The sequence below is a fragment of the Gillisella terrae genome (assembly GCF_004801395.1).
Taxonomy (GTDB): Bacteria; Pseudomonadota; Alphaproteobacteria; order Rhizobiales; family Rhizobiaceae; genus Allorhizobium; species Allorhizobium terrae.
The window spans coordinates 150,761-175,006 of the sequence record NZ_SSOA01000006.1; the positions used below are offsets into that span (position 1 = coordinate 150,761).

Annotated in this window: 24 protein-coding genes; 12 read left to right on the forward strand and 12 right to left on the reverse strand. The window is 55.7% G+C overall.

The window, feature by feature from the left end; translation table 11 throughout:
- Positions 1-119: 119 nt before the first annotated feature.
- Complete coding sequence (locus tag E6C51_RS13105) at positions 120-416, reverse strand: DUF2934 domain-containing protein (RefSeq protein WP_146935913.1); 297 nt, start codon at positions 414-416, stop codon at positions 120-122.
- Between the two features lie 68 nt (positions 417-484).
- Positions 485-1,411 carry a lysylphosphatidylglycerol synthase domain-containing protein gene (locus E6C51_RS13110; protein WP_190236287.1) on the reverse strand — a complete coding sequence of 309 codons (927 nt, stop codon included), beginning with the start codon at positions 1,409-1,411 and terminating at the stop codon, positions 485-487.
- 72 nt (positions 1,412-1,483) lie between these two features.
- Here E6C51_RS13110 and E6C51_RS13115 point away from each other — a divergent pair, with 72 nt between their 5' ends.
- From E6C51_RS13115 to E6C51_RS13125, 3 genes are all read left to right on the forward strand, one after another.
- Positions 1,484-2,230 carry an endonuclease/exonuclease/phosphatase family protein gene (locus tag E6C51_RS13115; protein ID WP_190236288.1) on the forward strand — a complete coding sequence of 249 codons (747 nt, stop codon included), beginning with the start codon at positions 1,484-1,486 and terminating at the stop codon, positions 2,228-2,230.
- A 170-nt stretch (positions 2,231-2,400) separates the two neighbouring features.
- Entirely contained in the window at positions 2,401-4,065 is a 1,665-nt protein-coding gene (locus E6C51_RS13120; protein ID WP_230987276.1) for a sensor histidine kinase, read from the forward strand.
- Positions 4,066-4,081: 16 nt separating this feature from the next.
- Positions 4,082-4,483: a response regulator gene (locus tag E6C51_RS13125; protein ID WP_146935905.1), complete on the forward strand. Its 402-nt coding sequence runs from the start codon at positions 4,082-4,084 to the stop codon at positions 4,481-4,483.
- A gap of 71 nt (positions 4,484-4,554) precedes the next feature.
- On the opposite strand, the gene E6C51_RS13130 is transcribed toward E6C51_RS13125, so the two are convergent.
- Positions 4,555-5,199, reverse strand: coding sequence for a TetR/AcrR family transcriptional regulator (locus E6C51_RS13130; protein WP_146935903.1), 645 nt, complete (start codon positions 5,197-5,199; stop codon positions 4,555-4,557).
- 247 nt (positions 5,200-5,446) lie between these two features.
- On the opposite strand from E6C51_RS13130, the gene E6C51_RS13135 reads away from it, so the two are divergent.
- The 5 genes from E6C51_RS13135 (at position 5,447) to E6C51_RS13155 (ending at position 10,977) form a co-directional block, all read left to right on the forward strand.
- The gene (locus E6C51_RS13135) at positions 5,447-7,066 is read left to right on the forward strand and encodes a peptide ABC transporter substrate-binding protein (RefSeq protein WP_190236289.1); all 1,620 of its coding nucleotides are present in this window, start codon (positions 5,447-5,449) and stop codon (positions 7,064-7,066) included.
- Between the two features lie 109 nt (positions 7,067-7,175).
- On the forward strand, positions 7,176-8,099 hold the full coding sequence (gene oppB, locus E6C51_RS13140) for an oligopeptide ABC transporter permease OppB (protein WP_146935899.1): 924 nt from the start codon (positions 7,176-7,178) through the stop codon (positions 8,097-8,099).
- 4 nt (positions 8,100-8,103) lie between these two features.
- Positions 8,104-9,030: an ABC transporter permease subunit gene (locus tag E6C51_RS13145; RefSeq protein WP_190236341.1), complete on the forward strand. Its 927-nt coding sequence runs from the start codon at positions 8,104-8,106 to the stop codon at positions 9,028-9,030.
- Between the two features lies 1 nt (position 9,031).
- Complete coding sequence (locus E6C51_RS13150) at positions 9,032-10,000, forward strand: oligopeptide/dipeptide ABC transporter ATP-binding protein (RefSeq protein WP_190236290.1); 969 nt, start codon at positions 9,032-9,034, stop codon at positions 9,998-10,000.
- Complete coding sequence (locus E6C51_RS13155) at positions 9,997-10,977, forward strand: ABC transporter ATP-binding protein (RefSeq protein WP_190236291.1); 981 nt, start codon at positions 9,997-9,999, stop codon at positions 10,975-10,977. The genes E6C51_RS13150 and E6C51_RS13155 overlap by 4 nt, the downstream gene beginning before the upstream one ends.
- 110 nt (positions 10,978-11,087) lie before the next feature.
- Here the strand turns inward: E6C51_RS13155 and E6C51_RS13160 are convergent, their stop codons facing one another.
- Together E6C51_RS13160 and E6C51_RS13165 are read right to left on the reverse strand one after the other, a co-directional pair.
- Entirely contained in the window at positions 11,088-11,471 is a 384-nt protein-coding gene (locus E6C51_RS13160; RefSeq protein ID WP_190236292.1) for a hypothetical protein, read from the reverse strand.
- An 85-nt stretch (positions 11,472-11,556) separates the two neighbouring features.
- A complete protein-coding gene (locus E6C51_RS13165; RefSeq protein ID WP_190236342.1) occupies positions 11,557-12,072 on the reverse strand; it encodes a hypothetical protein in 516 nt (171 codons plus the stop codon).
- 241 nt (positions 12,073-12,313) lie between these two features.
- On the opposite strand from E6C51_RS13165, the gene E6C51_RS13170 reads away from it, so the two are divergent.
- The 3 genes from E6C51_RS13170 to E6C51_RS13180 all read left to right on the forward strand — a co-directional run bounded on the left by E6C51_RS13170 (position 12,314) and on the right by E6C51_RS13180 (position 15,071).
- Positions 12,314-12,982, forward strand: coding sequence for a response regulator transcription factor (locus E6C51_RS13170; protein ID WP_146935888.1), 669 nt, complete (start codon positions 12,314-12,316; stop codon positions 12,980-12,982).
- Positions 12,979-14,382, forward strand: coding sequence for a sensor histidine kinase (locus tag E6C51_RS13175; RefSeq protein ID WP_190236293.1), 1,404 nt, complete (start codon positions 12,979-12,981; stop codon positions 14,380-14,382). Before E6C51_RS13170 ends, E6C51_RS13175 begins: the two co-directional genes overlap by 4 nt.
- Positions 14,383-14,504: 122 nt before the next feature.
- Positions 14,505-15,071 (forward strand): cytochrome b, encoded by a 567-nt coding sequence (locus E6C51_RS13180; protein WP_230987278.1) that lies wholly within the window; start codon positions 14,505-14,507, stop codon positions 15,069-15,071.
- Positions 15,072-15,189: 118 nt separating this feature from the next.
- Here E6C51_RS13180 and E6C51_RS13185 read toward each other — a convergent pair whose 3' ends face one another.
- The 6 genes from E6C51_RS13185 to E6C51_RS13210 all read right to left on the reverse strand — a co-directional run bounded on the left by E6C51_RS13185 (position 15,190) and on the right by E6C51_RS13210 (position 22,715).
- A complete protein-coding gene (locus E6C51_RS13185; RefSeq protein WP_190236294.1) occupies positions 15,190-16,932 on the reverse strand; it encodes a hydantoinase B/oxoprolinase family protein in 1,743 nt (580 codons plus the stop codon).
- A 1-nt stretch (position 16,933) separates the two neighbouring features.
- The gene (locus E6C51_RS13190) at positions 16,934-19,021 is read right to left on the reverse strand and encodes a hydantoinase/oxoprolinase family protein (protein ID WP_230987280.1); all 2,088 of its coding nucleotides are present in this window, start codon (positions 19,019-19,021) and stop codon (positions 16,934-16,936) included.
- Between the two features lie 84 nt (positions 19,022-19,105).
- Positions 19,106-19,690 (reverse strand): amino acid synthesis family protein, encoded by a 585-nt coding sequence (locus E6C51_RS13195; protein WP_190236295.1) that lies wholly within the window; start codon positions 19,688-19,690, stop codon positions 19,106-19,108.
- Entirely contained in the window at positions 19,687-20,271 is a 585-nt protein-coding gene (locus E6C51_RS13200) for an amino acid synthesis family protein (protein WP_190236296.1), read from the reverse strand. The genes E6C51_RS13195 and E6C51_RS13200 overlap by 4 nt, the downstream gene beginning before the upstream one ends.
- Entirely contained in the window at positions 20,264-21,253 is a 990-nt protein-coding gene (locus E6C51_RS13205) for a UPF0280 family protein (protein WP_230987282.1), read from the reverse strand. The genes E6C51_RS13200 and E6C51_RS13205 overlap by 8 nt, the downstream gene beginning before the upstream one ends.
- Positions 21,225-22,715, reverse strand: coding sequence for a 6-hydroxynicotinate reductase (locus E6C51_RS13210; RefSeq protein ID WP_190236297.1), 1,491 nt, complete (start codon positions 22,713-22,715; stop codon positions 21,225-21,227). The genes E6C51_RS13205 and E6C51_RS13210 overlap by 29 nt, the downstream gene beginning before the upstream one ends.
- Before the next feature lie 195 nt (positions 22,716-22,910).
- Here E6C51_RS13210 and E6C51_RS13215 point away from each other — a divergent pair, with 195 nt between their 5' ends.
- On the forward strand, positions 22,911-23,390 hold the full coding sequence (locus E6C51_RS13215; RefSeq protein WP_190236298.1) for a MarR family winged helix-turn-helix transcriptional regulator: 480 nt from the start codon (positions 22,911-22,913) through the stop codon (positions 23,388-23,390).
- A gap of 84 nt (positions 23,391-23,474) precedes the next feature.
- Here E6C51_RS13215 and E6C51_RS13220 read toward each other — a convergent pair whose 3' ends face one another.
- Positions 23,475-23,954 (reverse strand): MarR family winged helix-turn-helix transcriptional regulator, encoded by a 480-nt coding sequence (locus E6C51_RS13220; protein WP_190236299.1) that lies wholly within the window; start codon positions 23,952-23,954, stop codon positions 23,475-23,477.
- Positions 23,955-24,246 lie beyond the last annotated feature (292 nt).

The window sequence follows — 24,246 nt, forward strand, 5'->3', positions numbered from 1 at the left end:
CGGCAATGACGACCCGCCACTGAATGCTTTCTTCAATCGGAAAGCCTCTTCAAAAAACTGCGAAGCCACACCCCTGTTTGGGGTGCGGCTGCATTTTATCACCTGCGTGAGGTTCCAGCCTACCGACTGGACGATTTCTGTTTGGGGCTGCCTGCCACAGAGGGCGAGGAGATTGCCACAGGGTCACTGGCAGGAAAGCTATCTTCGATGGCGGATTCCAGCGTGTCCTCCTTCTGCCCCGCCTGCTTCTTCTCCTTCAGATAAGACACAACCGGCGCACTCTCGCCTCCTTCCGCTTCATTTTGCAGCTCTTTCTCGGCTTGAAGCCAATGATCGACACTTCGACCTTGCTTGCAGCCGTCGTTCTGCCAAAGTTGATAGGCGCGGGCACGAATTTTATCTGTTTCAATCGACATGGTTTTCTCCCTTTGTTGATACACTAACCCGCAAATGTCGCTTGTGTTCCATCCCGGCGCATCTGAATTTATTCCAAGCTTTGAGATCGGCGTTGCTCAGCGGGGGCAGTAGTGGCGACTTCATAGAGCCCGAACAGCAGCAGACCGAGCAAAAGCGGCACAAAATAATAGATGACGCGAAAAGCGATGACCGCAGCCAAGGCTTTTGCCCCCGGCAGAATATAGGAGACGGTGGCTTCGAGAACGCCAAAGCCGCCGGGCACATGGCTGATGATGGCGGCAACATTGGCAATAACAGAGATGGCAGCGACCTTGAGATAGCTGGCCTGTGAAATGGCAGAGAGCACCTGATGCAGGCTTGCAGACACAAAAGCAAAGTTCACCGTGCCAATGATCACCTGCAAAACCGCAATGCGAAGGTGCGGCAGATACAGGCGACGTCCGCGAATGGTCAGCGGGCGGCGAAAAAAAGCAGCAAAAACGAGATAGAGCACAGGCAAACTCGCAGCAGCGGCCGCAATAGTGGCAATGACGCCCTCACCCAGCCCTGTCAGGGCTTCGGCATCCTGAGGTCGGAGCACCAGCGCCGCAGAGCCCAGCGTGGACAAGCCCAGCACCACGGTGGCACCACAAAAGATGACAACCAGCCCCACATCGCCGGATGAAAATCCCCAACGGGAATAAAACCGATAGCGGATGGCGGCACTGCTCAAGGCCGCCATGCCGACGTTATGGCCAATGGACAGGCTGATAAACGAGGTGAGGCCTGTTTTCCAAAGCGGCAGAGGCTTGCCGATGTAGCGAGTTGCCAGCCAATCAAACAGCGAGAGCGACGCATAGGAAAGACCCGCAAACAGAAATGCCAGCCCCAGACTGCCAAAAGGCAGCGCAAAAAGCGCATTGATGATCTGTGCAACGCTATATTGCTGTACGGTCTGAAACAGCAGATAGGCCGCAACCCCGATGCTGATCACAATGACCACTTTGAAAATCATGTTTAAAAACATCGTTCTGCCATTTGTTTGTTCACGGTGGGAACGAAAAGGCAGAGGAATAGTTCCCTTTTTATGAGCCCAAGATCAGACAATTCATCCGACACGACCTTCACTGTACTGACCTACAATGTTCACAGTTGCATCGGCACCGACCGGCGATTGAACATCCGGCGTGTTGCGGATGTTATTCTTGAAAGCAAGGCCGAGATTGTGCTGCTTCAGGAGCTGGATGTGGGACGTCTTCGCACAGGGCACATGGATCAGGCAGCAGAAATCGCCGCATTTCTGGGCATGAGCCCGCATTTTCATGCTGCACTGCATGTAGAAGAAGAGCAATATGGTGACGCCATCCTGACAGCTTTGCCGTCCCGCAGGGTTCACGCCGCAGCCCTTCCGTCTTTGGGTGAACAACGCGGGGCGATTTGGGTGGAGGTAGAGGTGGGTGGTCAGCCTGTTCAGATCATCAACACCCATCTCGGCTTGCGCCGCAAGGAACGGATCCTGCAAGTCAACCACCTGCTGGGTGACGAGTGGCTGGGGCATGCCAAGCAAGGCGGCAAGCCGCTGATTTTTGGCGGCGACCTCAACGCCGTGCCATTGTCTGCCGCGTTCAAAACCTTGGGAAAAGTGCTGCACACGGGTCGCAAACCGCACGGCTTACGTCCGACCTTTCCCTCGCGCTTTCCTTTTTTGCGCCTTGATCACCTGTTCTGCCAAAATGGCATAGACCTGCTGGACATGGCCGTTTTATCAACGCCGCTAGCGCGGCTTGCATCTGACCATCTCCCACTCTTGGCGAAGTTTCGTTTGGCGAGCTGACAGACAGCGCATGCCTGACCAAACAGGGCAGATCCTGAACACAGTTGACGCATCCAGTCGCCCCGCTGGAATGCAAAGATGTGTCACTCAGATAAAATTAGAAAAGCGTTATTGTTTATATTCGATACTACATATGCTTGTGCATTTAATGAGCCGTGCGAGGGAGAGCAATGCGCAATTATCTCGAGCATATTTTGGAAAATCTCGGTCAAGGGATTGTTCTGCTCGACTCTCGTAATGTTGTTACATTTTTCAATTCGACCGTTTTAGAGATGATCCAGCCGTTGCAAGCCACCCTGCGCACGGGAATGATGGGGGAGGTTTTGTTGAATGCGGAGAATTATCGCTCACCATGCATTGAAATGCGGGATGGAAACATCGGTTTTCTTAAAAAACTGAAGGAAAAACTCGGATTATTTCTCAACACAATCGTAGGTCCGCATCAAAGCCCACCGGACATTGCCACGTCATTCTTCTACGCCGACTATCTGGAAAAAAAGATATCGCGCTCGTTTCGGTTTTCGCTTCCAGACGGGCGAACCATTTCTTTGACCTGCGTTCCTTTACAGGATGGGGGATGGCTTTTAACCTATGATGATGTCTCGACGCTCACCCGCAGCGAATCCAATTTGGCCCAGCAAAACAGCAGGTTTGACGCGGCGTTGAACAATATGCCGCATGGGTTGTGCATGTTTGATGCCGACACAAAACTCATCTTGTGCAATGCCTCTTACGCACGCATGTATAGCTTGCCTAAAACCTTGACGCGGCCCGGCACCCCATTGACCAGCATTTTGACCCACCGCCGTAAGATCGGCAACGGCCCGGCCAATAGCGCGCGCTACTTTGATGTTGTTGCTGAAGCAACCTTGAAAGGCACGTCTGCCAGCCAGAATACGCTGCTGGAAGATGGAAGGGTCATAAAAATTTATCACACGCCCATGCATGGCGGTGGCTATGTCGCAACCCATGAGAATGTGACTGAAACAGTACGCATGTCGGAAAAACTGGTGGAGCATCGCAACGAGCTTGAGGCAACCGTTCATGCCCGCACAGCCGAGATAGAGCGACAGGCGCAAGAGCTGGAGCGAATGCTTGATCATGAGCGCGGCATCAATGAGTTGCAGCGGCAGTTTGTGGCCATGGCATCGCATGAGTTCAGAACGCCGCTGGCAATTATTGACGCCGCAGCCCAAAGACTGGATCGCAAAAAGAAAGATTTGACGCCTGAATTTGCCAGCCAGAAGATTGAGCAGATCCGCACATCGGTCTCGCGCCTTGTTGATCTGATGGAAAGCATTTTGGCAGAAGGTCGCCTCGACAATGGCAAGATCAGCATACGTCACGAGCCTTGCGCCTTGGTGCCCCTGATAAAGAAATGTTGCGACCGTCAGGCGGCGATCAGAAACACCCACAAATTCCTTCTGGACATCAAACGCTTGCCGGAGACGATTGAGGCCGATCACAAGGCGCTGGAACAGGTGATTACCAATCTTTTGTCAAATGCAGTGAAATACGCCCCCGCGGCACCCGATATCCGCATTGCTGGCTGGCAGGAGGGGGACACTGTCAAAATCGCAATCAGCGATAAGGGCCTTGGGATCGATGAAGACGACATTCCCCAATTGTTTCAACGCTATTTCAGAGCAAGAACCTCGGTGGGCATCGCTGGCACTGGCCTGGGTCTGCATCTGGTCAAGCATATTATAGAATTGCATCAGGGATCCATTGAGGTTGCAAGCGTCCGCGGCTCTGGCACCACATTCACAATCACGCTTCCTGTCATGGCAGGCAGTCCATCAGCGTCGGTGTCTTCGCACATTGATGCAGCTTAAAATGAGGATATTTTAAATGGTTACTGTTCTATGCATCGACGACGAGATCGACATCCGCAAGCTGATTGTTGAAGAACTTGCGGACGCCGGCTTCAACACATTGGAAGCCGCCAATGGTCGCGAAGGGCTGGAGGTCATCACGACAAAATGGCCCGACATCGTTATATGCGATATCACCATGCCGGAAATGGATGGCCATGCACTTTTGGCCGAAATTCAGATCAACTACCCGGAACTCAGCAATATCCCCTTCATATTTTTGACCGCGTTGACAGATCGTGACAACCTGATTGCTGGCCTGAAAGGTGGGGCCGCTGACTATCTCACCAAGCCGATTGATTTTGATGTGCTTCTGGCAAAAGTGGCGGGTTGCGTGTTGCGGATCGAAAATGATCATAAAACCGGCAGAGGTTTTTGAAAATACTGCATAAGTCCTTAAACCGTAACCGATGTAAGGAGAAAATTATGCGGAGGAATGAACTGCATAATTTATCCGCTCACCTCTGATATACGACATTCAGACGCCGCGAGCACGGGGGTAATCAGTGTGATGGTCATTGCAATCTGCCGCTCAATTGCAATCTCATCATTCGTGCTGGTCAGTCGCCAATAGCTCCAATTGGCATTTACCAGCGTGTAGAGGCTGATCCCGAGATCAAAGAGCTGCTCCGGTGCCCAGCAAGACCCCAATCTTCGCAACAATCGGACATAGTTCGAGGCAATCAGCCTGGCGTGTTGCTGGGCTATGGGAAACAAGGCTTCATAGTAATAGGCGGCATCAACAATGGTACGGTCCAGGCCGATGGACAGTTGATAGGCCCATGTCTCGCGGATGACGGTTGCCAATTGGCTCTGCCAATGCTCCGCCGCGATTGTCTCAAAACCGGCCTCGAAAAACCGTCGCACCTGCGCCAGTTTTTCCTCGTAGATTTCGGCAATGATCGCCTCCTTATTTGGAAAGTAATCATAGATCGATCCGACTTTGATGCCCGAATGGGCCGCAACCGCGTTGGTGGTGACCGCCCGCACTCCCTTTTCGCGCATTACCGCATGGGTTGCGTCTTTAATGGCTGTTCTGGTTTTTTGAGATCTCGCCTGAACCGGCCTGCGCTTGATCTCTGTACTCGTCACCATCCCCTCCTCCCTCATCATCACATTTGCGACAACCATCAGATAAATATCCGTCTTGCGCAAATGAAAAAACCGGATAATCATTCGGATTATTCGAGCAGCCTTTTTTTGTTCAGGATGTAAACATTTTTCAAGAACCTGTGAAATGCAACAGAAGAACAAAATATAGGCATAATACAAGCCAAATCATGATGCGCAAATACATATTTATATTTGTTAATTTGCGATCATTATAAAATATAAAAGGGGAATGAACTTGAAAAAAATCCTTCTGCTGACAACATGCCTCGCCTTTTCATTGAACAGTCTCGCCTTCGCAGAGACCCGCATGAAAAATGGCGAGAAGCTCGCTGAAAATCAAAGCTACACCTATCGCGTGCTGGATTCATTCAAAACGCTGGACCCGCAGTTAAACGCCGACACCGATGGTTCGGACGTGCTGCGCAATCTGTTTGAAACCTTGATGAATGAGGATTCGCAGGGCAACCTCGTGCCGGGTGCCGCATCCAGCTTTGATGTGTCTGCGGACAAGCTGACTTATACATTCCATCTGCGCCCGGAAGCGAAATGGTCCGATGGCAGCCCTCTCACCGCCGGTGACTTTGTGTACGCCTGGCAACGGCTGGCCGATCCCAAGACCGCTTCTGAATATGCCTCCTATCTTGAAATGATGCAGGTGGAGAATGCCAAGGACATTGTTGCGGGTAAAAAGCCGCCACAGGACTTGGGTGTGAAAGCCGTGGACGACCACACCTTTCAGGTCAAGCTGATTGCGCCGATTCCGTATTTCGTAAAAATGACCGTCAATGCATCCATGTCTCCGGTCAAAAAATCGGTGATCGATAAGTTCGGTGATGACTGGACCAAGCCCGGCAATCTGGTAGGCAATGGTGCCTATGTTTTGACCGAGCACGTGCCCGGTGAAAAGCTGGTGATGAAGCGCAACCCGAATTATTGGAACAACGCCAATACCGGACTGGACACCGTGACAGCCTTGATCATCAATGACGGTAATCAGGCGATGACCCGCTACCGCGCTGGCGAATTGGATAAGACCGATATTCCGGCAGGCCAGTATCCGCGCTTGAAAAAGGAATTTCCGGATCAGGCCATATCCACCCCGAAATCCTGCACCTACACCTATTTGTTCAACCTTTCTGAAAAAGGCCCGGCCGCGCTGAAGGATGCGCGCGTGCGTCAGGCGCTGTCTTACGCCATCAACCGTGATGTGATTGTCAACAACATCCTGCAAGGTGGGCAAAAGCCAGCCTATAACTGGGTGCATTGGGCGACTGCCGGTTTCAAAATGCCAGACATTCCTGCGGCAAAGATGACCCAAAAGGAACGCGACGACAAAGCCGTGGAGCTTTTGAAGGAAGCAGGCTACAGCCCGTCTCATCCGCTCAACCTGACCTTGAGCTATAACACCGACGAAGGCCACAAGAAAATTGCCATCGCGGTTGCGCAATTCTGGAAAAAAATTGGCGTCAATCTGACGCTCACCAATATGGAATGGAAGGTCCTGACGGATAAAATGAACCATCAGGATTTTGAAGTCGCTCGCTACGCCTGGTGTGGCGATTATAATGAAGCCTCGACCTATCTGGATGTGTTTACCACCAGTTCTGGCAACAACTATGGCAAATATTCGAATCCGGCCTATGACAAGTTGATGCAAGAAAGCAAGACCGCCGCCGATCCGCAGCCTCTCTACACCAAGGCCGAGGAAATTCTGGCAAAAGATGCGCCCCAAGCGACTATCTATCAATATACCGGCGTGATGATGCTGAAGCCCGATATTCACGGCTATCCAGAGAAAAACGTGATGAACAACTGGTACGCCAAGGACATGTACCGCGTCGCAAAGTGACGCCGTCTTTCTTGTCATAGCATCGGACCGGACATTGTTTTTCGATCCGGTTCGATGCTTTCACGGGCAGCAGGCTTTTCACTGCCCCCTCTTGTAGAGGCGATCCAGAATGCTGGTCTATATCTTAAGGCGGTTGGCCATTGCCATACCGACATTGCTGATCCTGATTGTTGCCTCTTTCCTGTTGATGAAAGCGGCTCCAGGCGGCCCTTTCACCATGGAAAGAGCTGTACCACCCGAAGTGCTGGCCAACCTCAATGCCAAATACGGCCTTGATGCGCCGCTGTGGCAGCAATTGGTCACTTACGTCTGGGGCGTGATTGCCCATTTCGATTTCGGCCCATCCTTTGTTTACAAGGATCGCACCGTCAACGAAATCATTGCCCAGGGCTTTCCTGTCACTTTGACCTATGGTGCCATTGCCTTTGTGGTGGCCGTGCTGGTGGGCGGCGCACTCGGCATTTGTGCAGCTGTGTGGCACAATAGCTGGCTGGATTATCTGGCGGTTGGCGTGGCCATCGGCACCCATGTGCTGCCCAGCTTTGTGCTTGCCCCCATTCTGGTTCTGGTCTTCACGCTTTGGCTGGGCTGGCTGCCGGGTGGCGGCTGGGAAGGTGGTCAATGGCCTTATGTGATCATGCCGGTGCTCTCGCTCTCGGCACTGTTCATCGCCTCGATCTCGCGGCTGACCCGCTCGTCCATGCTGGAAGTGTTGAACGCCAATCACATCCGCACCGCCCGTGCCAAGGGCATTCCGGCAAGGGTGGTTATTTTTCGCCACGCGCTCATTCCGGCGCTGCTGCCGGTGATTTCCTATCTCGGGCCTGCCTTTGTCAGCATGATCACCGGGTCTGTGGTGGTCGATATGTATTTTTCCACCGGTGGCATTGGCAAATTCTTCGTCGATGCGGCCCTTAACCGCGATTACGCGGTGATGATGGGGATCACCATTCTCATCGGTGGCCTGACAATTCTGTTCAACCTTGTGGTCGATCTTCTCTATGCGTGGATTGATCCGAAAATCCGGTATTGATGCGATGTTGGTTGAAAGAGCACAGCTGCAAAAGCTGGCAGAACACATAACCGAAGAGGCCGTCAAAGGCCGCTCGCCTTGGGCCGATGCACGGCGGCGCTTCATGCGCAACAAGGCGGCGGTCGCGGGGCTGATTGGCCTCTGTTTTGTCGTCCTGTTTGCCGTTTTCGGCTCCTATCTTGCCCATTGGTCCAATGACGAGCTGGATTTCTCGGTGATGGGACAGGTGGCTGATCTTGGCCGACCATCCTTTGAGAACGGCCATTATTTTGGCACCGACGATCTGGGGCGCGATCTGTTTGCCCGCACGGTGCAGGCAACGCAGGTCTCCATGTCGGTGGCGCTGATTGGCAGTCTGATCGCCGTGGTGGTTGGCACGCTCTATGGGGCAATTTCAGGCTATGCGGGCGGGATTGTCGATAGCATCATGATGCGCGCTGTCGATATTCTGATGGCCATTCCCTACATGTTTGTGCTGATCCTGCTTTTGGTGATGTTTGGCCGCTCCACCACCATTTTGTTTGTTGGCATCGGGTTGATGTCGTGGCTGGATATGAGCCGCATTGTGCGCGGGCAAACGCTCAGCATCAAATCCAAGGAATATATCGAGGCGGCACAGGCCACAGGCGTATCCTCCATCAAGATCATCCTGCGGCACATTCTGCCCAATCTGATGGGCGTGGTCACGGTCTATGCCACTTTGCTGGTGCCGATCATGATCATGACCGAGAGCTTTATCAGCTTCCTTGGTCTTGGCATTCAGGAGCCTTTGACCAGTTGGGGTGCGATGATTTCTGAAGGGGCTGGCAGCATGACCCATGGCACCCTGTGGCAATTGGCGGCCCCGCTGTTTTTCTTCGTCATCACACTGTTCTCCTTCTATTTTGTGGGAGATGGTCTGCGTGATGCACTGGACCCAAAGGATCGCTGATATGACATTGCTCAAGATTACCGATCTCTCGGTCAGTTTCGACACACCAGACGGTCAGGTGCAGGCCGTACAAGGTGTGAATCTAACGCTCAACCGAGGCGAAACACTCGGCATTGTTGGCGAAAGCGGCTCTGGCAAAAGTCAGGCCTCCTTTGCCATCATGGGCCTTCTGGCGCGCAATGGCAGGGCTTCCGGCTCTGTGCTGTTTGATGGTCAGGAAATTCTCAACGCACCTGCCAAGGTGCTGAACCCCATTCGCGGCGCGCGCATTGCCATGGTGTTTCAAGACCCGATGACATCGCTCAACCCCTATATGCGCATCTCCGATCAGATGGCTGAGGTGCTGATCTATCAAAAGGGCATGTCCAAACGCGACGCGCTGAATGAATGCACCCGCATGTTGGATGCGGTCAAAATTCCCGATGCCAAATCCCGCATCCGGCTGTATCCGCACGAATTTTCCGGCGGCATGCGCCAGCGGGTGATGATTGCCATGGCGCTGCTTTGTCGCCCCGATCTGTTGATTGCCGATGAGCCGACAACCGCTCTGGATGTGACCGTTCAGGCCCAGATCATGCGGCTTTTGAGCGATTTGCAGGCTGAATTTGGCATGGCGATGATTTTGGTCACCCATGATCTCGGTGTGGTGGCAGGCTCCTGCAAGCGGGTGCTGGTGCTCTACGGCGGTCGCGTGATGGAAACGGGGCCTGCGGAAGCGCTGTTTTCCTCGCCATCACATCCTTATACGCAAGGTCTGCTGCGGGCCATTCCGCGTGTGGACCGGGAGGATGAGCGGCTGCGCACCATTCCCGGCGTGCCGCCCAATATGATGAACATGCCGCGTGGCTGTCCATTTTCGCCGCGCTGTGATTATGCCATTCCCACCTGCAATGAGGCACCTCGCCCGTTGGAAAGTTTTGCGCCAGACCGTGCGCGGGCTTGCACGCGTCCTGTGGAGGAACTCGTATGACCGCGCCCCTTCTCAAGGCCGAGAATCTGCATGTGTCTTTTGCGCTCAAGGGTGGCGGATTGCCATGGCAAAAGCCTCGCAAATTACATGCCGTCAATGGCGTGAATTTCGAACTGCGTCCGGGCGAAACATTGGGTATTGTGGGTGAATCCGGCAGTGGAAAATCCACGCTTGCCCGCGCCATCATCCGCATGCTGGAGGCCACAGGCAGCGTGATCTGGCAGGGCAAGACGGATCTTCTGCGCCTGTCATCGCGGGAAATGTTGAAACATCGCGCTGACATCCAGATGATCTTTCAAGATCCGCTGGCAAGCCTTAATCCACGCATGACCGTGGGCCAGATCATTTCGGAGACGCTGATCACCCATCACCACGGACTCTCTTCAAAAGAGATTAAGGCACGGGTGCAGGCTGCCATGGATCAGGTGGGCCTGTTGCCCAGCATGATTAACCGTTATCCCCATGAATTCTCCGGCGGGCAATGCCAGCGCATCGGCATTGCCCGCGCCTTGATTGTCGAGCCAAAGCTGATCATCTGCGATGAGCCGGTTTCTGCGCTGGATGTGTCGATTCAGGCGCAGGTCATCAACCTGTTGATGGATTTGCAAAAAGATTTGGGATTGGCGCTGATTTTCATTGCCCATGATCTCAGCGTCGTCAAACACATCTCAACACGGGTGATGGTGATGTATCTGGGCCGCACCGTCGAGATTGCCGATCGGGATGCACTTTATGCCAACCCGCAGCACCCCTATACCCAGGCGCTGCTCTCGGCTATTCCCATTCCCGACCCGAGGCTGGAGCGCGAAAAAATCGTGATTCCTCTGGAAGGCGAATTGCCAAGCCCAATGGCACCACCCTCTGGCTGTGTGTTTCGCACCCGCTGTCCGCGCGCGCAAGCGCGCTGTGCTGTGGAGGTTCCTGCCTTGCGAGGCGACGGCCATGCTGTCGCCTGCCATTTTCCGGGCGCGATTTAGATTTTGTCAGCAATCCATTGCTACGCAACAGTGCCACGCAGCAAAAACGGCTGCGTGGCACGCGTCAAATTATTCGGACATGACGCGAACAAAATCAGTTGTGCAGAAAATCAGTTCTGTGCAGGCCCGTTCAGACGATCAATCACCTGAAGCAGGATATCCGCACAGGCCTTCATCGGCTCGTCGTCGGCGCATTTGATGTCGATTTTGGTCTCGCCATCCTCAACCCGGAAGTGGGCTGCCTTCGATGGTGGCGGTGGTGGTGGCGGACGATGGCCGCGAGGCCCCATTGCACCTTCAGGGCCTCTTGGCGGCGGTGGTGGCGGGGCGGCGCGGTCCTGCGGATCGGCAGGGCCTCCCGGAGGAGGTGGAGGCATAACCGCATCAGCAGCCGGAGGTGCACCGGCAGGCGCTGGTGGTGCGGGTGGCTGCTGGGCAAAGGCGGTTCCTGTCAGAGCGGCGAGGGCCAGGGCGGACATAACATATCTTTTCATAGCGTTTCTCCTTGAGTGAGGTAAGGCGAAGCAGGCATCCCATAACGCGAGAGGCCGCTTTTGGTTCAATGAGATTGAAGGCCGTTTAGGGCGCTGGTCGGGGAGCCGGTTTGCGCATAAAATCGCCAGGCTCGCCGTGTGGCGGTGGCGGTGGGCCTGCTGGGCGAAGAGCTTCCGTTCTGCCGTCTTTATCAATCAGGTAGCTGGCATGAACAAAGCCATCGTCAAACCGGCCCTGGATGGTGACCACCTCATCCTTGGTAACAAGCCCGCCACCGTCGCCAGCCCGGCCGGTTTCAACCAGCGTCTTGCCGCTATCGTCCTGCAAGATGAATTTATTGCCGTAAATCTCGGCAACCTTGCCCTTGATCGTTACCAGACTGGAAGCCGGCATGGCGGAAATGGCAACGGGAGCCAGAGGAGCCATTTCCGGTGCCGGGCGCATCAGCTTCATGGCTCCGGCACCGCCAACGGCACCAATGGTCAGGGCAATGGCAATGGCTGGAAGAACAACCCAACGGCGACGGCGCTCATGCGGCGGCTTTGGCTTTTTATCTCCGTGCGGGGGGCGGTGTGTATGGTTGTCGTCTTCGTCTGTCATCATTCAGTCTCCGTGGTGATTGACAAGCCGAACATACGCCCTACCTGCCATCACCTCGCTGAACCTTCTGGTTCAGATTCAGTTCAGCCGTTTGCGATAACTCTGCATCTCCTCTTACAGCACCGTGCGCCATATATGGCGCACAAAGGATGCTGTAACACTTTAAATCTGCTGCATAATTGTCTCCTGAAATCGTTTCCGATTTCAGGAATTATGCAGTAAACATGAAAGTCATGGTCCAATGCGCATACTTCTCGTCGAAGATGATGATGATCTCAGCGGCCGGATCGCAGCCGCGCTCAGGTCCGAGAATTTTGTCGTTGATATTGCCCGCAACGGTGAAGATGCCCTGCACGCCGGACTGACCGAGCTGTTTGATGTTGCCATTCTTGATCTTGGTCTGCCCAAGATCGATGGCGTGGCGGTCTTGAAGGGATGGCGCGACAGCGAGCGTAATCTGCCGGTGCTGGTTTTGACAGCGCGCGACGGATGGCCGGATAAAGTCTCCAGCTTCAAGGCGGGCGCTGATGACTTTCTGGCCAAACCCTTCAAGATAGAAGAGCTTGTGTTGCGGCTGCGCGCTCTGGTGCGCAGATCCACGGGCCACGCCGCGTCGCGCGTCAGCTGTGGTGCGCTGGTGTTTGATGCGCAACTGGGCACCTTTGAGCTCAACGGCCTTCCCGTGAAGCTCACCGCGCTGGAATGGCGGGTGCTCTCATGCCTGATGCTGCGAAAAGAAACTGTGGTTGAGCGCCGCGAGCTGAATGAGCGTGTGTATGATGGCGATGCAGAGGTGGATTCCAACTCTTTGGAAGTGATCATTGCCCGATTGCGCAAGAAGCTTGGCGCGGAGGCAATCGAGACCGTCCGTGGCCGGGGCTATATGCTGACCGCGGCAGGGTCGCCATGAAGACCGCGCGGCACATGGGGCCGAAATCGATTGCCGGACGCTTGCTGATCTTTTCAGGCGTTTTTGTCACGCTGGCGCTTGTGGTCGCCTCGGTTGTGCTGTGGCTGGCGCTGAAAACCGTGATCCGTGAGCAGATCGATCAGCGCCTTGATACCCAGATCAGTGCGCTGGCGGGAGCCGTGGTCAAAGACGCGGGCGGCAAGCTCCGCCTCACGACGCGCATGGATACGCCGCCCTTTGATCGAACCGGTTCCGGCTGGTACTGGCAGATTGATAGTGGGGGACAGCGCTTGACTTCGCGCTCACTGCTTGGCGCAAGCATAGATGCGCCCCCTTTGCGCCAGAGCTTTCTGCAGATCATGACCGCCACCCCCTCTCCCGGTGAGGGGGAGGATCGCGGACGAAAGCTGTATTTGCGCCAAACAACCCGTGATGTGGGTGGCATCATCATGACCATCACTGTGTCTGCGCCGCAAGCCGCTTTGGCCGATCCGGCCATCCGCGCCTTGCTCTGGCTGATCCCCAGCATGTTGCTGCTGGGTGCTGTGCTCATTGCTGGCACCTTGTGGCAAATCCGCTTTGGCCTGCGCCCCCTCACCTCCATGGCGGGTGATATTGACGCCATCAATCGCGGCGAAAAATCGCGGCTGGCGGAGATGTCGATCCGGGAGCTTGCGCCCTTGGCCTCCAAGACCAATGCATTGATTGAAACCAATGAAGAGAGGCTTGTGGCAACCCGCATCCAGTTTGCCAATCTTGCCCACGGATTGAAAACACCCATTGCCAGCCTGCTGCTGGCGCTCAATGACACCAACGATCCAGACAGCACCTTGCGCAATCTGGTTATCCGCGTTGACACCAGAATCAAACATCATCTCAGTGCGGCCCGCAAGGTCATGGTGTCGGCAGGCGCGCCCGCCAGCACCGATCTCGCCCGGTCCGTGAAGGATGTGAGTGGCGCTGTCAGCCTGATCCACGCGGAGAAAAACATCAGCCTGCGAACCGACATTGCCAAGGGCACATCTGTTGCCTGCGATGAAAAAGATGTTGAGGAAATGCTTGGCAACCTGATCGACAATGCGTTCAAATGGGCAGCAACGCAGGTGTTCATCACGGCAGGGCGTGAGGGACCAGCGATAAGGATCACCATTGACGATGACGGCCCCGGCATTCCGCCGGAACGCCTTCAGGCCGTGCTGCTGCCGGGCGTGCGCGAGGATGAGCGTATTCCGGGCGATGGCTTTGGTTTGAATATCGTCATGGAAATGGCGGCACTCTACGGCGGGTCGTTTGAGCTTGCGCAACGGGAGCCTACGGGCCTGCGGACGAGTCTGGTGCTGCCTGCTGCGCAAAAGCGCGAGCCGAAGAAGGACAACGGGCAAAAAAGCGCAACGCTTTGATCACAGAGATCCACAAAACCTCCACGAAATATCCACACAACGATGAAGATTGACTGATAGGGGAAGGACTTGAAGGTCACAGAAAAGCAATTTTGATCGTGTTTCGCCCCAGAGAGGTCACCATGATGGATAAAAAAGCACGAGATACGGTGGAAAAATATCCCTTGTCCATGCGAGCCGTTCACTGGTTGCGGGCCTGTCTGGTGCTCGGTTTGCTGGTCTGCGGCTGGTACATGACCGGGCTTCCCGAAGGCGATTTATCGTCTTTTCTGTATAAGAACCACAAGAAATTCGGCATTCTGGTGTGGCTGGTCGCTTTGCTTCATCTTGGTCTGCGCTGGCGTTATAAGTCGGTTTTGCCCAGCGCTCCACAGGCTTTAGCCGCATGGGAAAAATTGCTTTCCCACCTCATTCACAGGCTTATCATTGCATTGACGCTGCTGGTTCCGATGATGGGCTATCTTCTGTCAAGCACCTTCACCCAGAGCGATGGCGTCCCGTTCTTTTTCATTGCGCGACTTCCTGATTTTCTGCCCAAGAATGATGCGGCCTTTGAGGTCTTTCAGACCCTTCACAAATACAGCGCCTATCTTCTGCTGGCTTGCGTTGTTCTTCACGTTGCTGGAGCGCTCAAACACAGATTTCAAGACAAAGGCGGCAAAACCGACGTGCTGCCACGCATGATGTAGGGCCACTGTCCCCAAAATAGCGATCCCCAACATAGCAACCGGCTTTCGAGACAGAAGTTTCATTGTCCGAGGCGTAAACCACACGTCTTGCTCTGCGCTGCGTGTGGTTTACGTTCGTTCATCCTCTGGTTTGGCGGCAAACCTTGGTCGCTTGCCCATCCACGCTGCCATCCCGCATCAGTATCACGCCAAACAAATGCTCGGCCTGTTTGGATGTGTAGCGGCCCAGACGGACATCTTCAGCAACGGTTTCACTATCGCGGCGCAAGGGGTCGCCATAACCGCCGCCGCCGGGAGTCATGACCCGCACGCGATCGCCAGGGTTGAGCGGAATATCCTGCGCTTTTGAAAGATGTTGCGGCACAATCACTCCATCACCCTTGAACACCTGCACGCAATTGGGCGCGCCATCTTTGCCGCCCAATGCACCGGGCGGGCCGAAACGACCGTGATCCATGACAAAGCTTGCGGTTGCCTGCCCGCGCCGCAACTCGATTTCATAATCCAGCCCAAAGCCGCCGCGATGATGGCCCGCACCGCCGGAGCCTTCGCGCAGCGCATAGCGGTGATAGAGCACCGGATATTGCTGCTCCATGATTTCCACCGGCGGGGCCTTGGAAATGCCGATGGTGGAGCAGCCATTGGCCAGACCATCGTGATCAGAATTTCCACCATAACCGCCACCGGAAATCTGATACATCACATAGCCCTGATTGCGCTCAGGATCGAAGCCGCCCAGCGCAAAATTGCCGGAACTGCCAGCGGGCGATGCCGTGACACGATCGGGCAAAGCCTCGACAAGGGCGGCAAACACCGCTTCGGCAATGCGCTGGCTGACTTCTGCCGCACAACCGGACACTGGCCTTGGATAGTGCGCATCCAGAAAGGTGCCGACGGGTCGGATCACGTTAAGTGGCTCGAAGGCACCAGCGGAGATTGGCACATCCGGGAAAATATGGCGCATGGCCAGATAGACCGAAGACAGCGTCGTGGCCAGAACCGAATTCATTGGACCAATGCAGGGCTTGGACGAGCCGGTAAAGTCGAAGGTCAATTCCCCGGATTTGGCGGTGATGCTCAAGCGAATTTCCAGCGGTTCGTCGACCACACCATCGCTATCAACATAGGCGGTGGAGGTGTAGGTGCCATCCGGGATCAGCTTGATAGAGGCGCGCATTTGCTCGGCTGATCGGTGGCGCAACTCGGCAATCGCCTCGTTGACGGTCGCATCACCATAGCGATCCAGCAGCCGCGTGAGGCGTTTTTCACCAACCAAAAGGGCGGCGGCCTGCGCCTTTACATCGCCAATCCGCTGCTCGGACACCCGGATATTGGAGCAGATGATGGCGTAAATCTCTTGATCCAGCACCCCTTGCTTAAACAGCCGCACCGGCGGCAGGCGCAATCCCTCTTGCTCCACGGAAGTGGCAGAGGCCGAAAAGCCACCCGGCACCGCACCGCCAGTATCTGGCCAATGGCCGGTGTTGGACAGCCAGCAAAAGATTTCTCCACCCCGATAGACCGGCATGGCAAAGCGCACATCCATCAAATGGGTGCCGCCGAGATAAGGATCGTTGACGATATAGATATCACCGGGCTGCGGTGCTGCGGCCTTGCCATTGGCGATCATCTCAATCAACACGCGGGTGGAATATTGCATGGTGCCAACAAACACCGGCAAGCCACTGGAGCCTTGGGCAATCAGCGCGCCATCAATGGCCGAATAAATCCCGTCAGAGCGGTCATTGGCCTCGGCAATCACCGGCGAAAAGGCCGCACGCGAAAAGGAAAGATCCATCTCGTCGCATACCTGTTGCAGGCCAGACTGGATGACCGAGAGGGTGATGGGATCAACGCTCATATCAGCCTCCAATGCCGTTTTTCAAGGTGATGATAAGATTGCCGTCCGCATCCTGATGGGCATGATCGCCCGGTTCGATGATAATGGTCGTGTCCATTTGCTCGACAATGGCGGGGCCAATCAGCGTGGCATCGGCAGGCAGGTGGTCGCGCCAATAGATTGGTGTATCAACAAACCCGTCAAACCATACGGAACGAATGCCGGTTTGGGCATCGGTAAGGCTTTGCTTACGCCCCTCGCTATCAATCAGCGCTGAAAGGTCAATCTCCTCACGACGGCCAATCACCGAAGTGTTGACATTGACGAGATTGGCGCGAATTTCCGGCAAGGCCACATGGAAGCGGGAGAAATAGGCCTCTTCAAAGCGCTGTTGCAGCTCTTCACGGGTGGGTGTCGCATTGGGCAAAGGAACCCGCAAGAGATGTGTCTGGCCGATAAACTGCATGTCCACCGAGTAGATCTCGCGGATCTCGCGAATGAAGACTGCTTCCTTGCCGATCAGACGATGCCCCTCGTCTCTTTGGGCTTTGAACCGCTCATGCACCGCATCCATATCGACAATCGCTAAGGGCCGATTGACGGTGTTGACAAAATCGTGACGCAGATCGGCCACCACGCAGCCCAATGCATTGGTGATGCCGGGGCGTGATGGCACCAGCACTTTGGGAATGCCCAGTTCGCGGGCAATGGCTGAGGCATGCAGCGGCCCTGCCCCGCCAAAGGCAAACAGCGCAAAATCACGCGGGTCTTCGCCAAGGCTGACAGACACCATCCGCACCGCATCAGCCATGCGGGCATTGGCAATGCGCAGCACCGCAGAAGCGCTGGCAATGGCATCAAGGCCCAAGGGCTTGCCCAGCTCCGTTTCAAAAATGGCTTTCACATCATCCAGCGTCATGCCGCCGGGCACTTTGTTCAGCCGCGACGGGTCGAGCCTGCCCAGCAGCAAATTGGCATCTGAAATGGTCGGCTTGGTGCCGCCGCGTCCATAGCAGATTGGGCCGGGCGAAGCCCCTGCACTCTCTGGCCCCACCTGCAACAGGCCAGCGGCGGTGATGCGCGCAATGGAGCCGCCACCAGCCCCCACCGTGCGTACATCCACCATCGGCACATGGATGGGCATGGCATATTCAATCTCGATCTCATTCGAGACGGTGGGTTCTGCATTGCGGATCAGCGCCACATCGGTGGAGGTGCCGCCCATGTCATAGGTGATCAGGTTGGGCATGGCGGCTCTGCGTCCGGTGTAGGCAGCGGCCATCACGCCGGATGCGGGGCCGGACATCACCGTTTTGGCTGCCTCTCGCGCCACGTGGCGGGCAGAGACCATACCGCCATTGCCATTCATCACCAACACATCATGCTTATAACCGCGAGCGGCCAAGGTGTCGGCCAACCGCTCAACATAGCGCCGCAGCAAGGGCTGCACAGAGGCGTTGACGGCAGCGGTCACGCCGCGCTCATATTCACGGCTTTCCGACAACAGCGCGTGGCCAAGGGTGATATTGTCATTGGGCCAAAGCTCAGCGGCAATTTCGCCAGCCCGAAGCTCATGGGCCGGGTTGGCATAGGCATGCAAAAAGTGAATGACCAGCGCCTCACAGCCCATATCGATCAGGCTGGTGATACTGTGGCGCAGGCTTTCCTCATCCAAGGGCGTAACAACTTGCCCTTGAGCATCCATGCGCTCCGGCACTTCAAGCCGCAAATCACGCGGAATAATCGGCTTGAACTCGCCTTTCATACCATAGGCTTGCGGACGGGTGCGTCTGCCAAGCTCCAGCACATCGCGAAACCCCATCGTGGTGATAAAACCGGTTTTGCACAGCTGGCGCTCCAGCACCGCATTGGTGGTGGTGGTGGTGCCATGCACAATCAGATCCAGCGCGGCAATGTCGGCCCCTGCCGCATCCAGCGCGTTGATGACGCCAAAGGCCTGATTGTCCAGCGTGGTCGGGGTTTTCGCCAGCCGCACGGTGCCATGGGTGGCATCAAACAACACAAGATCGGTAAAGGTGCCACCCACATCAATGCCGGCCACCACCGATTGTGTGCCCTTGCCGTCCGCTGATTTGGCTGCTTGATCCACGCCTGTTCCCTTCTTGTTTTTTTGCAAAAGATGCCCCGTTCTGTGCGGGGTCATCTTGTTAAACCGTTCTGTCACGATCGATTTTCACCGCAGCCCGTCCTTGCCCTCAATTTCGGACACTTGCAGCCCGCCAATGCGTGGCAAAGGCCTGCCGCTATCGGTTATCGCCACCGCCACCATGATTTCATCGGCGCGGGGACTGTCGTTGAGAGAGATGCGCATGGCATCGAAATGGCTGCGCACATAGGCGGCGTCTTTGTGGCCCAGCGGCACATCCAGCACCTGCCCCGGACCGCCCATCGCCTTGGAAGATGGCACAAGAGCCGCCCCTTTCTCCACCGCATCGCGCAAAGGCTTGCCCAAGGCCGGGTGCAAAATAGCGGCAGCATGTTCCAGCTCGCCATGTTCGCCGACCATGGCGGCCTTGCCATAGCTCTCGGCTTTTGTGGGTGAAATACCCAATGCGTCGACGCAACGCTTGCCCAGCAATCCGCCCAGCTCCGCCCCGATCTCGATCAGCTCCGACAAATCCTCTTGATAACGCCCGGCGTAAGGGTTGCGAACAATTGCCACCGCACAGGCTTTGCGGGTGGCGGGGGCAATGTCCTTGCCCATCTCGCGCCGGGTTTCATCCACAAAGGTCACAAGCTTGCGGATCTGCGCTTTCATCGCAAACCGTCCTCGCCCTTGATGTCCGCCGCATTAAGGCCGCCAACGCGGGCATGGATGCGGCTGCCGGTGGTCATGACCAGGATGAAAGCCAGTTCATTGGCGCGTGGACCATCGGGCACGCCCACTTCCATGGCGTCAAAATGGCTGCGCACATAGGATGCGTTGATATGGGTGATGGGCACATCCAGACGGGTGCCGGGGCCGCCAACCTTCTTGGTGGATGGTACAATGGCTTTCGCATTGCCCAGCACATCGCGCATGGCATAGCCGCCCGGCGCGTGCCACAGAGCGCCGTGTTCCAGCTCGCCTGCCTGACCAATAATAGAGCCTTTGCCATAGCCTTGAATGGCCTTGGCATCGCCACCGAGGGCATTCAAAAGGCGAGTTGCCATGTCAAGACCCAGCGGCTCAAGGTCTTTCATGAAACCGGCGATGTCTTCGTGGTAGCTGCCGGCAAAAGGATTTTCGATGACGGCAATCACTGCACCGCGCTTCAAAGGCACTTCCGAAACGGGACCGCCTTCGTGGAAAATGTCTTCAACAATGGTCAGGACTTTGCGGATTTTGGGTTCAGGCATAGTGTCTTTCCTCCGGAATAAAGGCTGTCGCCTTCGAGCTAAGCATAGGAATGGGGTTGGGCGTAACAATACGCGACCGCCCTTTGAGAAACAGCGCACAACGCGCCACCAGCCCTTTCGCCATAAAATGGCGAGCCAGCACTTCGCCAGCGTCCAACGCTTGCGCGATATCATCATCATTAAGAGCACCGCAGGCGGTCACCACCAGCCGCTCGCCCAGATCGCTATCGTCCTTGATGCTGTTGGCCGCAGCGCGCGCAATTGCGGCGTGGCCGGGAAGATCCACAGCATTGCCAATCAAGGTCGCCGCCGCATCGGCCATCGCAGCAGAGCGGGCAATGACCGTAACACTATCGGCAATGCCCATGGACAGGCTGCGGCCACCGCGCCCGGATGTGGCAATGCCCCGGTTTGGTTCCTGACCGCTCACCTGAAAACGTCCCAGGGCCGAGCCGGATTCGTCAGCAATGCCAATCTCAAACGCTTCCTTGCTCGCCAGATGCAGCGCAATATCGCCACCATTGTTGACATAAAGCCGGGATGGCCGATCATCACCCTGACAAGCGACCAAAATGGCACTGACAATTTCATCGGCAACAGAACCCGCCACAGCCGCCATGGGCGTGATGAAATGATGGTTGGAGAAATGCGTCACCGCATCGACCATGCGCTGCGCAATCGGCGAGCTTGGGCGCGGATTTGTGGCACCATGGGGCATTTTCAGCAAGCTCAGCTCTCCCACAAGCTCCTCCAGCACCGTTGCAAACCGGGCATAGGCCACCTGAAAAGCAAGGGCACGCTGACGCTCCACGCCGGCATTGCCAACGCGGTCGTGATCGCCCACGCCAATCACCAGATCAATCGGGCCGTGCTGCAAATGCAGCCGTCCATTGCGGTCTCCATCCAGATAAGATGCTGCTATGCTGCCATTCATCGGCTGATCTTTCGCTTGCTCACGCACCCCATCGAAAATTCGTCTCATCCATCGGCCAGGGCGCATCACTCTGCCGGGCAATGCGCCGCTCTGCCTGCCTGAGCGCCTCTTCCAGCGGCACAATCGCCTCCATATGGCCGCCAAGCGCGCGGTAATCCTCAAGCCGCATGGTAAATTCAATCGGGGCAACAATGGCGGGGGTTGGCACATAGCCAAAACTGTTCGATGGCATTTTGCTCACATCCGCCATCACCGTAATGCCGCCACCGGGCCACAGATAAGCAGGGGCTCCACCGCAGGTGACATTGGTCAGCGCTTGCCGCACCGAATTGGTCAACCGCACCGGATTGGTGGTCACCCCTGCCCGCAGGCTGCCGCCAGCACCGCCCATGAACAGCACCGATACCATGGCCGGTTCACAGTTTTCGGCCACAATCGCCACAGTTTGGGCAACCGCATCAGGTAAAACATCCTGTTTGACCGGACAGAGCGCATCATCGAGCACATAATAGCCAAATTGCTCGCCGGTGGTGGACACCATCAGCAAACGCAGGCCCGGATAGGCAATTTTGGGGTCAAAATCGCCAAGAATGTCCAGCGGATCGGAAATATTGGTGCCGCCCCAGCCGATGCCCGGCTCTGCCACCTGAAAATAGCGCCCCGGCGTGGAGCGTCGGCCTTTGATCTTGATACCGGTGGGTGCAACATCCAGCAGCTTGCCCGCCTGATGCTCGGAAAGCACCCCGGTGATATGGTCATCCACCACCACGACTTCATCGACCATATCTTTCCATTGGCGCGCAAAAATGCCAATGGTGGCCGAGCCGCAGCCAACCCGCATGCGCTCTTCCAGTGTGCCATTGATGATGGGGGCGGCCCCGGCTTTCAGCAACAGCGTCGCGCCGCCATCCACCACCATTTCCAGCTGTTCGCCATTGCAAAGGCGCATCAGCGTATCGCAGGTCACACGGCCCTCTTTTTTCGAACCGCCCGTGAGATGATGCACGCCGCCCAGCGAGAGCATTTGCGAACCATATTCGCCGGTGGTGACATGGCCCACGGCCTCGCCATCGACCCGCACCAGCGACGTCTCCGGCCCGATGAAACGATCCGTGTCGATTTTAACCTTGGCACCGCAATAGGAAAAAATGCCCTCGGTCACAACCGTGACCATATCCACGCCATTTTGCTTTTGCGAAACAATGAAGGGGGCAGGCTTATAATCAGGATAGGTGGTGCCTGCACCAACCGCCGTAATAAAGGTTGATCCGGCGTGCACAAGATCGCCATCCCAATCAGCACTGTCGTCAGGCAGGAAGGGTACAATTTTGCCGCCCTCAGATGCGGTTTTCTCGATCACCGTAAAGGGATCAACCCGCACCAGCTCACCGCCCTGGTTGGCATAGCGATCACACGCACCAGATTTGCCATCGGCGATATAGCACATCACCGGACAGGCATCGCATCGGATTTTGCCGTTCACTGCATTGGCGACTGGCTGCGTAACCATACCCTGCTCCCGATTGTTGACGATATCGGATCGTCTGCCGTGTTCCCGTTCATCGTTTTCGATGATATTGTTTGTATACGAATGACTATCCACGCACGAAAAGGAATGTCAAGAGAGTGCCCATCGCATCACGCTGGCCATTTTATTGACAATTCAAATGAGCGGGGTATGCGATAGCAGGCACAGGGGGAACCTATGTCCAACACAGACCGCAGCACGCCACAAGATCCACACTTGAGTCCTGCATCGAAGACAGATCGGGTCGGCGATTACCGTGTGGACCAGCAGATCGGCTTTTATCTTCGCCAGGCCAACCAGCGCCATGTGGCCTTATTTGGCGAGCGCATGGGCGAACGTTTGACCACCACGCAATGGGCGGCACTCACCAAGCTGAGGGAAATCGGCCCCACCTCGCAAAACCAGCTCGGTCGCGATACGGCCATGGATGTGGCAACCATCAAAGGTGTGGTGGATCGACTGGTGGCGCGTGGCTACGTCTGCTCAAGCCCCGACCCCAATGATGGACGCCGCCTGCTGCTTAGCGTCACCAAGGATGGCAATGAAGCCATTCAACGCAATATTGCCAACGCATTGGCTGTTTCCGACGCAACGCTGGCACCGCTGACCTCGGGTGAGCAAATGATGCTGGTCGAGCTTTTGAAAAAGATCTGTTAAGGCAGGCGTTATCTCGCGCGTCATGTCTGGCATGGTTGGACACCATGCTCTCTCTTGCAAATGTCATTTGCATGCGAATGACGATTATCGATTGTGTTGATCGTCTTCCCATGCGCTTTCGCCGGTGTTTCCCTCGTTCGGCTCTTCCAGCAATCGCTTGAGTAGATAAATCAAGGCGACCCGTTCGGCCGCATTGAGCGATCCCATGGTCAGTTCGGAAATCATTTGCGCACTGGGCACCATATTGTCGAGCAGGGCGTCAGCCTCGGGTGTCAAGGCCATGATCACCTTGCGGCCATCCTGCTCATCGCGTGACAGCGAAATCAAGCCCCGTGCGGTCAGGCGCTCGATAATGCCGCGAATGGTGCCTTGATCAATGGCTGTTGCCCGCACCAGTTCGCTTTGCGAGCTGGGCCCCTTGTCGCGCAACACGCACAGCGTCATAAACTGGACCGAGGTTATGCTCGGATCAAAGGCGTGGTCTTGGAAAATCGCCAGATGACGCTGGTAAACCCGCCGCAAAAGATGGCCAACCTGTTCCGTCACATTATACGCTGTGCTCATGCATTTGGCCTCCGTGAGAATAAATCGGCGTATAAATAGAGTACACACCCTAAATGGGTGAATGTCGGCGATAAAAAACTGAACCCTATCATCATCGACCCAAAAAATGAGCAAAAAAATATCTTGCTTTTAAAGTGGGCACACTTGAAGATGCCCTTCGGAGCCGCGCAAAAATAAAATAAGCGCCGGACCGCATTATAAAAATAAGGCTGCTATAAGGTCTAGAGTGGTCAGGAAAGAGAAACCATCGTTTTTCCTGAAGACAACTCATACCAGGAACCGTGGGCCTGTT

Excerpts from the sequence above, each read along its gene's own strand:
- E6C51_RS13105 (WP_146935913.1), bottom strand. The coding sequence starts at position 416 with ATGTCGATTGAAACAGATAAAATTCGTGCCCGCGCCTATCAACTTTGG.
- E6C51_RS13110 (WP_190236287.1), bottom strand. The coding sequence starts at position 1,411 with ATGATTTTCAAAGTGGTCATTGTGATCAGCATCGGGGTTGCGGCCTAT.
- E6C51_RS13115 (WP_190236288.1), top strand. The coding sequence starts at position 1,484 with ATGAGCCCAAGATCAGACAATTCATCCGACACGACCTTCACTGTACTG.
- E6C51_RS13120 (WP_230987276.1), top strand. The coding sequence starts at position 2,401 with ATGCGCAATTATCTCGAGCATATTTTGGAAAATCTCGGTCAAGGGATT.
- E6C51_RS13125 (WP_146935905.1), top strand. The coding sequence starts at position 4,082 with ATGGTTACTGTTCTATGCATCGACGACGAGATCGACATCCGCAAGCTG.
- E6C51_RS13130 (WP_146935903.1), bottom strand. The coding sequence starts at position 5,199 with ATGGTGACGAGTACAGAGATCAAGCGCAGGCCGGTTCAGGCGAGATCT.
- E6C51_RS13135 (WP_190236289.1), top strand. The coding sequence starts at position 5,447 with ATGAACTTGAAAAAAATCCTTCTGCTGACAACATGCCTCGCCTTTTCA.
- oppB (WP_146935899.1), top strand. The coding sequence starts at position 7,176 with ATGCTGGTCTATATCTTAAGGCGGTTGGCCATTGCCATACCGACATTG.
- E6C51_RS13145 (WP_190236341.1), top strand. The coding sequence starts at position 8,104 with ATGTTGGTTGAAAGAGCACAGCTGCAAAAGCTGGCAGAACACATAACC.
- E6C51_RS13150 (WP_190236290.1), top strand. The coding sequence starts at position 9,032 with ATGACATTGCTCAAGATTACCGATCTCTCGGTCAGTTTCGACACACCA.
- E6C51_RS13155 (WP_190236291.1), top strand. The coding sequence starts at position 9,997 with ATGACCGCGCCCCTTCTCAAGGCCGAGAATCTGCATGTGTCTTTTGCG.
- E6C51_RS13160 (WP_190236292.1), bottom strand. The coding sequence starts at position 11,471 with ATGAAAAGATATGTTATGTCCGCCCTGGCCCTCGCCGCTCTGACAGGA.
- E6C51_RS13165 (WP_190236342.1), bottom strand. The coding sequence starts at position 12,072 with ATGACAGACGAAGACGACAACCATACACACCGCCCCCCGCACGGAGAT.
- E6C51_RS13170 (WP_146935888.1), top strand. The coding sequence starts at position 12,314 with ATGCGCATACTTCTCGTCGAAGATGATGATGATCTCAGCGGCCGGATC.
- E6C51_RS13175 (WP_190236293.1), top strand. The coding sequence starts at position 12,979 with ATGAAGACCGCGCGGCACATGGGGCCGAAATCGATTGCCGGACGCTTG.
- E6C51_RS13180 (WP_230987278.1), top strand. The coding sequence starts at position 14,505 with ATGATGGATAAAAAAGCACGAGATACGGTGGAAAAATATCCCTTGTCC.
- E6C51_RS13185 (WP_190236294.1), bottom strand. The coding sequence starts at position 16,932 with ATGAGCGTTGATCCCATCACCCTCTCGGTCATCCAGTCTGGCCTGCAA.
- E6C51_RS13195 (WP_190236295.1), bottom strand. The coding sequence starts at position 19,690 with ATGAAAGCGCAGATCCGCAAGCTTGTGACCTTTGTGGATGAAACCCGG.
- E6C51_RS13200 (WP_190236296.1), bottom strand. The coding sequence starts at position 20,271 with ATGCCTGAACCCAAAATCCGCAAAGTCCTGACCATTGTTGAAGACATT.
- E6C51_RS13205 (WP_230987282.1), bottom strand. The coding sequence starts at position 21,253 with ATGAGACGAATTTTCGATGGGGTGCGTGAGCAAGCGAAAGATCAGCCG.
- E6C51_RS13210 (WP_190236297.1), bottom strand. The coding sequence starts at position 22,715 with ATGGTTACGCAGCCAGTCGCCAATGCAGTGAACGGCAAAATCCGATGC.
- E6C51_RS13215 (WP_190236298.1), top strand. The coding sequence starts at position 22,911 with ATGTCCAACACAGACCGCAGCACGCCACAAGATCCACACTTGAGTCCT.
- E6C51_RS13220 (WP_190236299.1), bottom strand. The coding sequence starts at position 23,954 with ATGAGCACAGCGTATAATGTGACGGAACAGGTTGGCCATCTTTTGCGG.